Genomic DNA, 13,511 nt, shown 5'->3' on the forward strand with positions numbered 1-13,511 from the left:
TGGCAGCAGAACATGTGGGTCAGCGAACTCGTGGTCACGTTACCGGCCCAACGCCGACTGGCCCTCGAGAAGCGTCGTGGGTGATCCGGCTCCTTGACGTGCCGACACAGTTTCCCGCGTCGAGTGCGCTCACGTAAATTGGCTGCCCCACAGGCTCATCTGCGTACTGCAGCATCCCCAGCAGCTCATCGTCACCTTCTGCCACTTTGGCGACGAATCGGCTGTCGTCAGATTTCAGCCGCCCGATCACTATCCCGGTGGTCCCCTTGCGGCCGTAGACGACGGTATAGCTCTCAATGGTGGCCCAGCCGGTCGCACGCTCGGTCACCGCCGGCGCATCGGCGTCGTCGATCTCGCGCTGCAACAGCGCACTGCGATCAGGGCGCCACGGTGTGGGAGTGGTGCTGTAGACACCGACAGAGGTTTTCGACAGCATGCCGCCGTTCGCCGAAACCAGCGCGAAACTGCCGGCACGGCTTCGTACCCGGGCTACGGCCTCGGCGATGGCGTGCATCGAATAGTTGTTGCCGGCTCCGCCGAAAAACGGTAGCCCGCCGGTGAGGGTCAGGCCGCGCGGATCAGACGCCGACATGCCCAGGGCGTCGATGATGTTGGAAACAGCGATGGGGAAACAGCTGTAGAGGTCAAAGAAGTCGATGTCGTCGACACCCACCCGGGCGACCTCCAGCGCATGGCGCACCGCGGCGACCGCCGAAGGGGCCTGGCCGAGCACGCTACGCTGCAGCAGGGGGCGTTCGACCAGATCGGCGTGCCCGTGCAGAAATACCCATTTATCCTGCGCCACCCCCAAGCGGTGGGCGGCATCCGCCGAGGCAAGCAGCACCGCCGCGCCTTGGTTCACTTGGTCGCGCGCGACCAAAAACCGGGGGTAGGGGTCAGCGATCATCCGGTTGCGCTCGGTGGCGGTGACCAGCTCGTCTGCGCTGCGCCGCAGCGGGGCAGCCGAAAACGGGTTGCGGGCGGCTACCTCGGTGAACGGGGCAAACAACGCGCCCATCGCTGCGGCGTACTCGCCGCGGCCCCGGCCCTGCGCGGCCCGGCGCGCATTCTCCAGCAGCGCATACTGGGTTGACGGCGCGCCGATACCGTGAGCTACCAGTGCCGGTGTGACCAAACCGGTCAACCCGAACCCGCGGTCCTCCATGGACCCGGCGGGATCATCGGAAAAGTCTGCTTTGTCCTCGGTACCGGCGTAGTGGCGAATCGTGGAAATTGCCTCGGCGCCCACTAGCAGCACCACATCCGCCGATCCTGCCTCGATGGCACGACTGAACTCGCTGACCAGGTGCTGCGGGGACTGTCCGCCGACGACATCCAGGACCGCTCGTTTGGGCGCCACACCGAGCCGATGCGCCACCGACAGTGGGAACTTCGTCGACTTACCCAGCGGGGCCACCGCGCGGGCCGAGGAGTTCTCGAACTGGCGGGTGGCGGCGATCGTGTCGACCGCGGCTATCACGGCGTCAGCATTTGCTTGCGAGTCGGCGACCGCGGCGCGGGCCGCCTGGACCGCCAACGCGATTGGCGACAGGCCAGCATAGCCGGGGTCCTCGAGCCGCTCAGCGGCCTGCCCGACTCCGATCAGCACAGGTGTCCGCGGGTTCAGCCCGGCAGTTGTCATGTCAGCGGCACCCGGTGCCTGATGGGCCGCCCGACATGCCAATGCCCAACTCCACGCGCACTCCTATAGGCTAATGATTGCTAGCCTAATGAGATCGCAACGGACTCAGTATAGTCAACCCAGAACCACTGTGCGTATGGTCACTCAGGCTAATTGCTGTTAGCCGACTGGAGGCAGGTCATGAGCGGCAAGGGCAGCGCGCGTGCCGAGGAGATTCGCCGCGCGGCACTCGAGCTGTTCACACGACAGGGCTACGAGGCCACCACCATGACCGACATCGGTAATCGGGTGGGCATCCGCGGCCCCAGCTTGTACAAGCACGTCACCTGCAAACAGGAGTTGCTCGTTCAGATCATGGCGGGCACCATGACAGCGCTTCTCACCGAGCATGACCGCGCCATCGCCGGCACCGCCGACCCCACCGAACGGCTGCGCCGAGCCGTCGAGGCGCACGTGCGCTATCACGCCCGCCACCGACTTGAGGCGTTCGTCGGCAACCGCGAAATCCGCAGTCTGGAAGAGCCACACCGAGATTCCATCCTGGCGCAGCGCGCCAAATACGAGGCCAGATTCCGCAAGCTGATCACCGACGGTGCGGCCGTCGGGAAATTTCACGTGGCATCGCCACGACTTGCCTCCTACGCGATCCTGGATCTCGGTATGGGCCTGGCGGTGTGGTTCCGCGAAGATGGTGAACTCAGCGAAAACGAAATCGTATGGCAGTACGTCGATTTTGCGCTCCGTCTGGTCGGTGCCGGATGAACCAACCCGGCCCGTGCACAACAATGCGACCGCGGTGTGCTTGGCCAACGCCTACCCTGCACCAGCGCAAATCAGGGCGACAGATGAAACCTGACGTCCCCTAAATCGTCGAAAGATGCCACGATCGAATTCTCCGCCGAAACACGCACCAGGGTGGTAAACGAGCCTGACATCACAATGTGGCCCTCCTCCATGGTCACGCCGAACTCCGCCAGTTTGTTCGCAAGCCACACAACAGCCAGCACCGGGTTACCCATCACCGCCGACGAGACTCCGTGGGCGCGTGGCTGGCCGTTAATCGTCAGCGTCCCGCCGACGCCGCGGACATCAACCTGGTTGAGCTTACGGGGCGTCGACCCGAGAACGACACCGCCGCACCACGCGCCATCGGCGACGCTGTCGACGATCAACGGGCCAGGTCCTCGTCGCGAGTAGCGTCTGTCGACGATTTCGATCGCGGGCAGAACGAAATCGGTTGCCCGCATGACATCGACAGCGGTGACGTGCGGTCCGCGCAGCGACTTGCCCAGTACGAAAGCGATCTCGATCTCCACAGCCACGCCAGCGTTGAACCGCGAGCGCGAGACCGTGGAGTCCTCCGGGATCAACATGTCGTCGAACAGCGTCCCGAAGTCGGGTCCTTCACCGCCGGCGAGATCACGCGTCACTTGCGACGTCAGGCCGATCTTGTGTCCTTTCACGACTTGTCCCGACGCGATCTTGAGATCGTTGACGGCATTGGCTATCGCGTACGCGCCGGCGAGGTCACAATCGGGATGCGTCTCGGTGATCGGCGGCACATAGATCCGATCGCAGCAGGCGCGGTGTAGGTCTCGTGCCAGTTGAGCGCAAACATCGTCTGACAGTTTGCCTTTCGCAGGCGTAGTCGCATTATCAATCATCTTGGAAATCCGTGTGGCTCACCGTTGCAATGCCGCGGTCGCGCGGGGTCGCATAGCGCCCAGCACCGGCCAAACTCGGCAAGTCGTCAGTATCGATCACGTTGACCGACTGCGGAAGAAGACGTTCGATAAGAACGTCATGTAGCTGTGGGTCGTGGTCGGCGATGGCATCGGCGAGCACGTAGATTTCGTAATCGCGATCCAGCGCATCCCGTACGGTTGACAGCACAACACCGCTCGTTGAGATGCCCGCCAGGATGAGCATATCGACGCCCGACTCCTGCAGCAGGCGATGCAGCTCAGAGGTGCTGAATGCACCGAACCGCGTCTTGCGTACCACAAGTTCACGCCCTTGGGGGGCAACGCGGGAATGGATCGCCGCCTCGCGGCTGCCATCTGCAAATTTCCGGCTCTCGACTACCTGCCGGAGAGCTTTGTTGTGAGCCGGCACCCTGACGAAGTCTTCTTCTGTGAAGGCCACGCGCACATGGGCCACCTGGACTCGCTGCTGGCGTGCCCAGCACAGCGCCACTTCCGCCCGCGACAAGACATCGGCCGAATTCCTTATGGTGTCAAGGACCCCGTACTGAAAGTCCAGCAGAAGCAGCGCCAGCCGGCTCGCGGCGACCGGGACTACGGCACTATTCACCATCGTCTCCGACGAGGATGCCGGCACAGTCGGCCAAGACGGTGACGGCTTGGGTGTCAACGCCGATGGGACCGAGTGGCGACGCACCTCGCGGTGTTCCAAGTGCCGCGCTGCGTCCCGGCAAAGGGTGCGCGAAAAACGCAGCATTGTCAGCGATATTCCATTCTCCCGATGTGCCAAGCAGTATGCGGGCTGGCAATGCCGCCTCCACCGGGCAGGCCTGCTCGCACGCTCCGCAGTTGATGCATTCGACCGGGTTGATATACATCTTGCGGTCGCCTTGGTAGATACAGTCCGCCGGGCAATCCTCTAGGCACGACCGGTCGAGTACGTCCATGCATGCTTCGGTGACGACATAGGTCATAACGGCCAGCTTCCCAAGTCAGAAATCGATTGGCCTCGCATATCCAGCCTTCGCGGCGAGCCATGTCGGAATACATTGTCAATCCGCTGAATTGGCGATCGCGCGGCGGCGAGCGCGATTACCAAGATACGGGTCACGTCCACCGCCGCCGATCGCGAGGCCACCCTGTCGAATCCAGAACGTAGGGACCTCGTTGATGAGGTTGGTCAGAATTCGCTGAAGGGCATCCCGTTTGCCCCCTTCGCGCACAGGTGAACGACCAGCATTTGAGTGTCTTCTTCTGCATGGACGCTGGCTCGGTGTGCGCCCGGCGAGACATAGAGCAATGATCGACTGCCGTACGTCTTTCCGTCGTAGGTAATCGCACCGTTGATGACGTCCCAGACCTGCTGGCTCTGCGCCAGCGCCTCCGGCAGCTTCGCCCCAGCCGCGAATTGCAGCAACTTCACGTTGGGACCGCGTTCGGTGAAAAAGCCTAGGTGCTTAATGCTCACTCCCGGCGCGCCGTCGACGTCAGCGGCGTCGATCGCGGCACTTTTGACGTGCACCTGATTGTCGAAACGTTGGGGGCTATAGGTGAGCGGGCCACCATTCATGAACTCGGCGATAGCCTCGTATCCCTCCTGCACACGGCCGTCTGGGTGTACGAATACCCCGCCCTTGGACTTGTCGAATTGACCGCCGCCCTTGACGATTTCCTTAGCCGCCGCCTGCATTTCGTGGATGGCGATGAACTTGCCGTTCACGCTCGGTCCGGGCCACTGAAGCACGAACATATGACCGTCGCGGTACTGCACGGGTCCATAGGGAACACTTTCGGGGAAATACACAAGATCGCCGGCTTCGGCTCGCTGGTGACGCCCGTAGGACATCGATCCTGTGGTCACGAACCGGATCTGGTCCATCGCGTGGAAATGGCGCGGCTGCAGAGCGTCGTCATGCATCACTACCTGCGCGGCACCGAGATTGAGTTCGGTATCGGAGCCGGGGTAGTACCAGTTTCGCGTCGGCTCAACGATGCGTCGCCAGTCGGCGGTTATCGGCTCCTGCTCATCGAGTGGCACAGCGCGGGCGCTGAGAAGTTGTGCGGTCATTCTCGTCCTGCCTATCGAAGTGGACAACTCAACACGGGCACCCCGGATTCGCGTGATGTGCGGACCAACTACGGCCCGCGTGCTGCCGTGGCGCCTGTTGACCGATCGTAGCCACAGGGCTACAGTACGGTCAAGACCCATGGACGACATGCCCTGCACTTTTGGGAGGCAAGAAGCGTTTCTGCGCCACACGCCAATACCGAACGTGCTCCTGCGTTAGCCTTTGGGCGCAGGAGCGGCATTCCTTACCTAGGCTGCGGCGGCGTACGGCGTTTTCTCCGAACATCTTTGGATGCGACTTTCACGATCTGTCTATGCTTCTCGATCTGACCCACATACCGCGTCGACCGATGTCGTAGCCGCGAACGTCTCTGGTGCACCGGCTATTTCGTCAGTTGCTTGCGTAACTCGTTGTCTACTGCCATCATTCAGAGATGTCTGCGGATTCGGTTAACCTGCTCGCGCATTGGATTGGCGGCATGGCCATTGCCGGTGACGCGGAAACAATCGAAGTTGTCAATCCCGCCAATGGCGCTATTGTCGGCCGGGTCCCTGCGGGTACCGCTCGCGACGTGGACGGTGCGGTACGAGCCGCGCGGTCGGCACTGCCAGGATGGTCCGGCACGCCTGTGGCGGAGCGCGTCGCCATCGTTAAACGGATCTCCAATGGGCTAGCGGCCCGCTCCTGTGAGATCGCCGAAGGCATTACCGCCGAAATGGGTTCGCCGATTTCGTTTTCCCGGACCGTCCAGGTCGGCTTACCCATCCGCTCGTCGGACACGGCTGCCAGTGCGGCCGAAACCTTCAGCTGGACCCAGCAAATCGGCAACTCATTAGTCATCCGTGAGCCCTTCGGCGTCGTCGGTGCGATAACCCCTTGGAACTACCCACTGCACCAAATCGTTGCGAAGGTCGCGCCTGCGCTGCTCGCCGGTAACACAGTCGTTCTCAAGCCCAGTGAGGTCGCACCGTCGAGTGCCGGGATCCTCGCGGACGTCGCCCAAGACTCGGGGCTGCCAGCCGGAGTTCTCAACATCGTGTACGGCAAGGGGCCCGTGGTCGGTGAAGCCATCGCCGCCCACCCCGGCGTCGATATGGTGTCTTTCACCGGATCCACCCGAGCGGGCAAGCTGGTGTCTGCGGTGGCGGCTGGCACGGTCAAACGCGTCTCGCTAGAACTAGGTGGCAAGTCAGCCAACATCGTTTTGGAGGACGCCGACATACCGACGGCTGTCGAGATCGGACTCGCCAACGCCTGGACGAATGCGGGCCAGACGTGCACAGCGTGGACGCGGATGTTGGTGCCCTCATCTCGGCACGGCGACATCCTTGACCAGTTGGTGGCTGCCGCCACGGACTTTGTGGTGGGTGATCCCACCGACGTGAATACGCGTATCGGCCCACTGGCCTCGGCCGTCCAGCAGGAGCGAGTGAAGCACTACATCGCGATGGGCGTCGCCGAGAACGCCACCCTCGTGTTTGGCGGTGAAGGATCCGTGGAAGAGCTCGAGCACGGCGCCTTTGTGAAGCCGACCATCTTCGGCAACGTCGCCCCCGACGCGGTAATCGCTCAGGATGAAATCTTTGGCCCGGTCCTGTCGGTGATCCCCTACCACACCGAGGACCAAGCGGTCGACATTGCCAATGAGTCCATCTACGGGCTGTCCGGCGCGGTGTTTGGCGAGCCGGATCACGCACTGGCGGTCGCCAAGCGGATGCGCACTGGACAGGTTCATATCAACGGCGGGCAGTTCAACATTGCCGCTCCGTTCGGTGGCTACAAACAGAGTGGTAATGGCCGCGAGCTCGGCAAATTCGGCCTCGAAGAATTCCTGGAAGTGAAGTCGATCCAACGTTAGCGATCAACGGCGCGTCCGCGCGCAGGGCAGAACGCCGCTACCACCAGGTTCGCCGACGAGCAGCAATGCACCGGGTCTGGCCCCCACATACGCCGCCTCGAGGACGGAACACCCTAGATCAGCAATGACCGCGACCGTGCAAAAATACATCGTGCTCTGTCCGTCGTGCGTCGCGATTCAAGCCCGTGCTCGTGCCAGCGCCACCCGTCCAGGATCGAGCCATGAGTAGAACACGCGCGGCCGGGGTTGACGGCGCAGACAGTGGGGCCAAAGAACCGCCTCGCGCTAGGCCGGTGCCTCGGGGCCGAGCCGCCCGAAAGCGAACGGCAACAGTTGCTCCCAGTCCTCGAGGACGCGACCAGATCATCGAGGCGGTCATCGAGGCCACGATCGAGCTGTGCAAGATGGGCGGGCCAGACAAAGTCACGCTTCGCCGTGTGGCGGAGCAGGCGAACGTCAACTACGGACTCGTCCATCGCCACTTCGGCACCAAGGCCGCCGTGATCACGGCGGCGATGCGGCGCGCGCATGAACGCAGCTTCCACGATCTTGTGGAGTCGTCCGAGGATCTGGCGACAGCGTTGAGCCGGATCCTGCTTGAAGGTTCTAACACCTTGTCCAGAGTTATGGCCTGGGGAATCTTGCAGGACGAACTCGACAATGTGCTTCCAGCCGAGGAATCATCACTGGTCCTTACCGGCCTGAGCGACCTCGCTGGTGCCAACCACACGGCAGCTTCAGATGCGGAATCCCTTTCGCAGCGGGCATTTGTCGGGACGCTAGTCGCCGCTCTACTCGGCTGGCGCCTGTTCGAGCCCTACCTCATCCACGGGCTGAACTTAGAAGAATACGATCGCACCGAAATCTATAAGGCGATCCTTCCAGTACTGCAGCGTCTCGCAGACCAGCAGTCCCAGTGATAAATTCGCGACAGCAGCGATCGCCGATCGACACCGGCCCTAGCTGCGTTCGTGGCTGTTAGAGCACCGCATCAATGAGTCGGGGGCCCGGATCGTCGAGTCCGCGGCGCAAGGCAGCGATGAACTGCTCTGCCGTGGTAGCTAGTTCAGCCTGCACGCCCATTCCTTCGGCCAATGACACAAAGTTGATATCCGGCCTGGATAGATCCAGCATGTCGTGAGCCTGCTGTCCGGCCGGAACGCCGAGGCGTGCCAGCTCACCCCGGAGGATGCCGTACGAGCGGTTATTGAAGATCACGACGGTGATGTCAAGCCGCTCACGGGCCGCGGTCCACAGGGACTGAATCGTGTACATTGCGCTGCCGTCGGCCTGCAGCGCAACAACCTTTCGATCTGGAACGGCAACTGCCGCGCCAACCGCTGCGGGCAGTCCCCAGCCAATCGCTCCGCCGGTGATCTTTAACCAGTCGTGCGGTGGCGCGCCGGCCGTGGCGGTTGGCACCAGGCCCCCGGCCGTGCCGGCCTCATCGATCACGACTGCGCCTTCGGGCAGAAGTGCTCCGACCGCATCGGCAGCCGCCGCTTTCGACAGCCGCCCGGTAGGCAGGGGTGGGCGCGCGAGCGCACGGAGGCGGGGATGACGCTCGGCCGCCGTGCGATCGGCCAGCTCGGCCAATGCGCTCGCCGAATCCTGCCCGTGGCTGGTCAAAACATGTACCTGGCAGTCTGGGGAGACCAGTTCGCTGGACATACCCGGGTAGGCGAAGAACGAGACCGGCGTTTGGGCCTCCACCAAAATCACCTGGCGGTACCCGGCGAGTTGGGCTCTGGCGGCGTCGATGTCGTAGAGCAGACGGTCAATCTCGGGTCGCCCGGCGCCCCGCTCCACGCGGGAAGGAAATGTTTCGCTCAACAGGCCTGCGCCGGTCGCATCGGCGATGCGACGAGCGTGGGCCAGCGCCGTGCCGCGAAGAGCCCGACCGCCCAGCAGCAACAAGCACCTCTCGCCGGAGTCGAGCACCTTGGCTGCATTGGCAACGGCCAGATCGTCAACACCAAACGCTGCGGGCGCGCCGGGCGGCGGGGCAGGCACGGCGCCCTCGTTCCAGGAAACATCGGCCGGAAGAATCAGAGTTGCGACCACCGCTGGCGGCCCACAGGCGGCCGCGACCGCTGCGGCAGCCGAGTTCCCGACGTCTTCGGCGCGGACGGGGCGGTCAACCCATCCCGAGAAAGTACTCGCGGCGGCGTCGATGTCAAATTCCAGTGGCGCGTCGTACTGCTTGTGATACGTCGCGTGATCGCCCACGATGTTCAGCAGCGGGACGTTGGCGCGACGCGCGTTGTGCAGGTTTGCTATTCCGTTAGCCATGCCCGGCCCGAGATGGAGAAGTGTCGCGGCCGGCCGATCGGCCATTCGTGCGTATCCGTCGGCTGCACCCGTGGCGACGCCCTCGAACAAACCTAGGATCGTGCGCATTTCGGGCACATCATCGACGGCGGCCACAAAGTGCATCTCCGAAGTTCCTGGATTCGCAAAGCAAACCGTCACACCTGAGCCAACCAGCGTGTGCAGCAACGCGTGTGCGCCGTTCATCAAGCTCCTCCAGACGATGAGTCAGGCACCAGTTTCGGTGCGCCCTTCAGATGACTGTAGCCTGGTGGCTACAGTAGGGCTACGGGTACCGTGTCGGTGCCAGCGAGTGATACGTCATTACGGGCTTCGTCGACTATGGGCACCGTCGCCGGGCTAGGTTGGATTGCCCGGCTCCTCCTCATCGCTGCTTCGCGGCTGGGGGTACCCCCACCTCATCGCTTCGCTCTGCACCGTCGCCGGGCTAGCCTGGCAGGCATGCCGAGCACCGTGCAGATTCGGCGAGCCGCCGACCGAGCGGTCACCACGACGTCGTGGTTGACCTCCAGGCACTCATTCTCCTTCGGCGATCGCTACGACCCGGCAAACACTCATCACGGCGTGCTGCTGGTCAACAACGACGATGTGGTGCAGCCGGCGACCGGTTTTGACACCCACCCGCACCGCGACATGGAGATCGTGACCTGGGTGTTGGACGGCGCGTTGGCGCATCGCGACTCCGCCGGAAATAGTGGAGTCGTCTATCCCGGTCTGGCCCAACGGATGTCGGCGGGCACCGGCATTTTGCACTCCGAGAAGAATGATTCGGACACCGAGCCGGTCCGCTTCGTGCAGATGTGGGTGCTGCCCGATGTGTTGGGAATCGCCCCGGGCTACCAGCAGCACGAAATCGGCGACGACGTTCTCGACGGCCGTCTGGCGACGATCGCGTCGGGCATGCCCGGGCACGACGCCGCTATCGTCATCCACAACCGATCGGCGGCATTGCACGCCGCGCGGCTGCGCAGCGGCGACGGTGTCGCGCTACCGGCGGTACCCTACCTGCATCTGTTCGTCGCACGCGGCCTGTTGACCTTGCCGGGCCCGGACACGGCGGTCGAGCTGGCCGAAGGCGACGCCGTGCGGTTCACTGCCTCGGACGGCATCCGCGTCACTGCCCGCGAGGCGTGCGAGATTTTGGTCTGGGAGATGCACGCGACGCTCGGCAATATCGCAACGTAAGCACCAACACTGCGACCGGCGTCATAGGGTGGGCCCGGAACGAAAGGGGCCCCGAATGCCTGGATTTGAAGGCCATCACGCAGCACCCGACACCACGCCTCCGCGCCCGGATGGCGCGCGCCGGTTCGGCCTGGCCGGCTCGAGAACGACGCGCTCGGTGTGGTTCTGGACCATTCCGATCGTCGCCACGCTGGCGTTGTTGGGGGCACTGGCCGCCTTCTACCTCGGCGGAATCTTGACGCCGATGACCAACCTGCGGCACTTCCCCGTCGCCGTGTTGAACGAGGACGCCGGACCGACCGGCGCACAGGTGGTCAAGGGAATGCTGTCCGGATTCGACAACGACGCATACGACGTCCGGGTGTTATCCCACGATGACGCCAAACACCAACTGGATACCGCACAGATATACGGCGTCGCGGTAATACCGCCCAACTTCTCTTCCAAGCTGCAGACATTTGCCAAGAGCGCGGTCAACGCCGGCCGCGTCGAGCGGCCGGTCATCATTGTCTCGACGAATCCACGAGCGGGCACTCTCGGGGCCAGCATCGCCGGCCAGACGCTGACGCGTTCCGTCACGATGGTGGATCGCCGCGTGGGCCAACGGCTTTCGCAAGAGATAGCACGGCAGACCAATCGAGCGCCGATGCCTGCTGCTGTGACGCTGCTCCTCGACAACCCGATCGAAGTCGAGTCCACCGTGCACAGTGCGCTACCGGACGGGACCGGCAATGGACTGTCCGCGTTCTACTATGCGCTGTTGCTGCTGCTGGCCGGCTTTACCGGCAGCTTCGTGGTCAGCATGCTGGTGGACTCGATGCTCGGCTTTGTACCGGCCGAATTCGGACCGGTCTATCGGTTCGCCGAACAGGTCAAGATCTCGCGATTCCACACGCTGTTGATCAAATGGGCGTTCATGGTGGTGTTGGCGTTGCTGACCTCGGGCGGCTACATGTTGATTGCCGGCCAGCTGGGTATGCCGATCCCACATAGCCTGCCGCTGTGGCTGTTTGGGACATTCGCGATCGCGGCGGTCGGTATCACCTCCACGTCGCTGATCGCGGTACTCGGTGCGCTCGGCCTGCTGGTCAGCATGTTCGTGTTCGTGATCCTCGGGTTGCCCTCGGCGGGCGCCACGGTGCCATTACAGGCCGCACCGCCGCTATTCGGGTGGCTGGCAAAGTTCGAGCCGATGCACCAGGTGTTCCTGGGCACCCGGGCGCTGCTGTACCTCAACGGCCAGGCCGATGCCGGATTGTCGCAAGCGCTCACGATGACCGCCATCGGGCTGGCGATCGGTTTGCTGCTCGGCGGCATCGTCACCGTCATCTACGACCGCCGCGGTTATCACCGGATTCCGCCGGGGTTCGAGGCGACGAGTTGGCCCGAATCGGCTGCGGGCACCGAATTGACGACGTAACCGGCGCCCACCGTCGAGACGACGAAGAACGCCGAGTAGCCGAGTTCGTTCGCCCTCTGGGTCGTAGCCGCAAAGTGCCAGTGGCCGAACGTCATTGGACTGCGCCTAAACCGTCACGCGACTGTTATGCAAGTTCCCTGTGATAACCCTGTGCTTAATGCTGTGCTATTTCTACCTATTTCCGCGCCGAAAGGGCAACCGTGCCGTCTCTCGCCGCCGGCCTCCGGCGCATCGCAGCCTGCTGCGTCGGGGTGACGCTGTGCCTGGCGCTGGCGACCAGCACCGGACAACCGGTCGCCCGGGCCGAGGCCCGCGAGCTACTGGCCAATGCCATTGCGAGCACCCAGGGTTCTTACCTGGTGTACAACTTCGGCGGTGGGCATCCGGCACCGATGCTCAACGCGGGCGGTAGCTGGTACGACGGGAGCAGCGGCGGCCACCTGATGATCATCAAAGGTGCTTCGCAACGGCTTTCACCGCATCTGCTGGTGGACAGCCACCGAGGTTTCCAGGCACGCTGTGAACGCAACCCCGGGGCGCGCACCGGCGACGGGTTGATGCAAGCCTCGGAGACCTACGCGCCGGTGCAGGCTTGGCAAGTGATGGGCCAACCGACGATCGCCATCAACGCCAACTTCTTCGACATCCGGGGACAGAAGGCCGGCTCGTGGCGGTCCACCGGGTGTAGTTCACCGTTGGGTGCCTACGTCGACAACACCCACGGTCAAGGCCGGGCTAACCAGGCGGTCACCGGCACGATTCCCTACGCGGGTAAGCAGGGCCTCTCCGGCGGCAACGAGAATTGGAGTGCGTTGGCGACGATGATCCTGCCGACCCAAGGCGCGCCATCGGTGTTGTGGCCCAGGGGCGGCCGGGACGGCCATGACTACGACGCCGCCACGGCGGTCGTCAACGGGTTGGTAGACCGGGGCGATTCGTTCGTCGCGGTGAGCGGGCTCGGACTGTTGTCCCCGGGAAATACCGGGCAGCTCCACGACGGCGGTCCCAGCGCAGCACGAACGGCGCTGGCGTATTCGAAGCCTCGCGACGAGATGTATGTGTTCCAAGGTGGCAGCTACACGCCGGACAACATTCAGGATCTCTTCCGCGGCTTGGGCAGCGACACCGCCGTCCTGCTCGACGGCGGCGGGTCATCGGCGATCGTGCTGCGCCGCGACACCGGGGGCATGTGGGCCGGGGCCGGCGTCCCGAAGGGGAATTGTGATACCCGCCAGGTGCTGTGCGACTCGCACGAGCGCTCACTTCCCAGTTGGCTTGCCTTCAACTAGTTTCGGCGGCACTG

At 63.6% G+C, this 13,511-nt stretch carries 12 protein-coding genes; 6 read left to right on the forward strand and 6 right to left on the reverse strand.

Going from position 1 to position 13,511, the window contains the following annotated elements:
* Positions 1-34: 34 nt before the first annotated feature.
* Positions 35-1,642 carry an acetyl-CoA acetyltransferase gene (locus tag VNW74_RS22975; protein ID WP_325681078.1) on the reverse strand — a complete coding sequence of 536 codons (1,608 nt, stop codon included), beginning with the start codon at positions 1,640-1,642 and terminating at the stop codon, positions 35-37.
* 180 nt (positions 1,643-1,822) lie between these two features.
* Here VNW74_RS22975 and VNW74_RS22980 point away from each other — a divergent pair, with 180 nt between their 5' ends.
* A complete protein-coding gene (locus tag VNW74_RS22980; RefSeq protein WP_325681080.1) occupies positions 1,823-2,404 on the forward strand; it encodes a TetR/AcrR family transcriptional regulator in 582 nt (193 codons plus the stop codon).
* Between the two features lie 71 nt (positions 2,405-2,475).
* On the opposite strand, the gene VNW74_RS22985 is transcribed toward VNW74_RS22980, so the two are convergent.
* The 4 genes from VNW74_RS22985 to VNW74_RS23000 all read right to left on the reverse strand — a co-directional run bounded on the left by VNW74_RS22985 (position 2,476) and on the right by VNW74_RS23000 (position 5,413).
* Entirely contained in the window at positions 2,476-3,306 is an 831-nt protein-coding gene (locus VNW74_RS22985; protein WP_325681082.1) for a 2-keto-4-pentenoate hydratase, read from the reverse strand.
* Entirely contained in the window at positions 3,299-3,955 is a 657-nt protein-coding gene (locus VNW74_RS22990; RefSeq protein WP_325681084.1) for a cysteine hydrolase, read from the reverse strand. Before VNW74_RS22990 ends, VNW74_RS22985 begins: the two co-directional genes overlap by 8 nt.
* The gene (locus VNW74_RS22995) at positions 3,948-4,319 is read right to left on the reverse strand and encodes a ferredoxin family protein (RefSeq protein ID WP_325681086.1); all 372 of its coding nucleotides are present in this window, start codon (positions 4,317-4,319) and stop codon (positions 3,948-3,950) included. Before VNW74_RS22995 ends, VNW74_RS22990 begins: the two co-directional genes overlap by 8 nt.
* A 206-nt stretch (positions 4,320-4,525) precedes the next feature.
* Complete coding sequence (locus VNW74_RS23000) at positions 4,526-5,413, reverse strand: hypothetical protein (RefSeq protein WP_325681088.1); 888 nt, start codon at positions 5,411-5,413, stop codon at positions 4,526-4,528.
* Between the two features lie 434 nt (positions 5,414-5,847).
* On the opposite strand from VNW74_RS23000, the gene VNW74_RS23005 reads away from it, so the two are divergent.
* Both VNW74_RS23005 and VNW74_RS23010 read left to right on the forward strand, forming a co-directional pair.
* Positions 5,848-7,272, forward strand: a complete 1,425-nt coding sequence (locus VNW74_RS23005; RefSeq protein WP_325681090.1) for an aldehyde dehydrogenase family protein — start codon at positions 5,848-5,850, stop codon at positions 7,270-7,272.
* Between the two features lie 221 nt (positions 7,273-7,493).
* Positions 7,494-8,192 carry a TetR/AcrR family transcriptional regulator gene (locus VNW74_RS23010; RefSeq protein WP_325681092.1) on the forward strand — a complete coding sequence of 233 codons (699 nt, stop codon included), beginning with the start codon at positions 7,494-7,496 and terminating at the stop codon, positions 8,190-8,192.
* Positions 8,193-8,250: 58 nt separating this feature from the next.
* Here VNW74_RS23010 and VNW74_RS23015 read toward each other — a convergent pair whose 3' ends face one another.
* On the reverse strand, positions 8,251-9,789 hold the full coding sequence (locus VNW74_RS23015; protein ID WP_325681094.1) for an acetolactate synthase large subunit: 1,539 nt from the start codon (positions 9,787-9,789) through the stop codon (positions 8,251-8,253).
* A gap of 255 nt (positions 9,790-10,044) precedes the next feature.
* Between VNW74_RS23015 and VNW74_RS23020 the strand changes: the two genes are divergently transcribed.
* The 3 genes from VNW74_RS23020 (at position 10,045) to VNW74_RS23030 (ending at position 13,497) form a co-directional block, all read left to right on the forward strand.
* Positions 10,045-10,788, forward strand: coding sequence for a pirin family protein (locus tag VNW74_RS23020; RefSeq protein ID WP_325681096.1), 744 nt, complete (start codon positions 10,045-10,047; stop codon positions 10,786-10,788).
* A gap of 55 nt (positions 10,789-10,843) precedes the next feature.
* A complete protein-coding gene (locus VNW74_RS23025) occupies positions 10,844-12,208 on the forward strand; it encodes an ABC transporter permease (protein ID WP_325681098.1) in 1,365 nt (454 codons plus the stop codon).
* Between the two features lie 167 nt (positions 12,209-12,375).
* Complete coding sequence (locus VNW74_RS23030) at positions 12,376-13,497, forward strand: phosphodiester glycosidase family protein (RefSeq protein ID WP_325681142.1); 1,122 nt, start codon at positions 12,376-12,378, stop codon at positions 13,495-13,497.
* Positions 13,498-13,511 lie beyond the last annotated feature (14 nt).

The organism is Mycobacterium sp. (assembly GCF_035570115.1).
Classification (GTDB): domain Bacteria; phylum Actinomycetota; class Actinomycetes; order Mycobacteriales; family Mycobacteriaceae; genus Mycobacterium.

Excerpts from the sequence above, each read along its gene's own strand:
- VNW74_RS23010 (WP_325681092.1), top strand. The coding sequence starts at position 7,494 with ATGAGTAGAACACGCGCGGCCGGGGTTGACGGCGCAGACAGTGGGGCC.
- VNW74_RS22985 (WP_325681082.1), bottom strand. The coding sequence starts at position 3,306 with ATGATTGATAATGCGACTACGCCTGCGAAAGGCAAACTGTCAGACGAT.
- VNW74_RS23005 (WP_325681090.1), top strand. The coding sequence starts at position 5,848 with ATGTCTGCGGATTCGGTTAACCTGCTCGCGCATTGGATTGGCGGCATG.
- VNW74_RS22980 (WP_325681080.1), top strand. The coding sequence starts at position 1,823 with ATGAGCGGCAAGGGCAGCGCGCGTGCCGAGGAGATTCGCCGCGCGGCA.
- VNW74_RS22995 (WP_325681086.1), bottom strand. The coding sequence starts at position 4,319 with ATGACCTATGTCGTCACCGAAGCATGCATGGACGTACTCGACCGGTCG.
- VNW74_RS23025 (WP_325681098.1), top strand. The coding sequence starts at position 10,844 with ATGCCTGGATTTGAAGGCCATCACGCAGCACCCGACACCACGCCTCCG.
- VNW74_RS23000 (WP_325681088.1), bottom strand. The coding sequence starts at position 5,413 with ATGACCGCACAACTTCTCAGCGCCCGCGCTGTGCCACTCGATGAGCAG.
- VNW74_RS22975 (WP_325681078.1), bottom strand. The coding sequence starts at position 1,642 with ATGACAACTGCCGGGCTGAACCCGCGGACACCTGTGCTGATCGGAGTC.
- VNW74_RS23020 (WP_325681096.1), top strand. The coding sequence starts at position 10,045 with ATGCCGAGCACCGTGCAGATTCGGCGAGCCGCCGACCGAGCGGTCACC.
- VNW74_RS23015 (WP_325681094.1), bottom strand. The coding sequence starts at position 9,789 with ATGAACGGCGCACACGCGTTGCTGCACACGCTGGTTGGCTCAGGTGTG.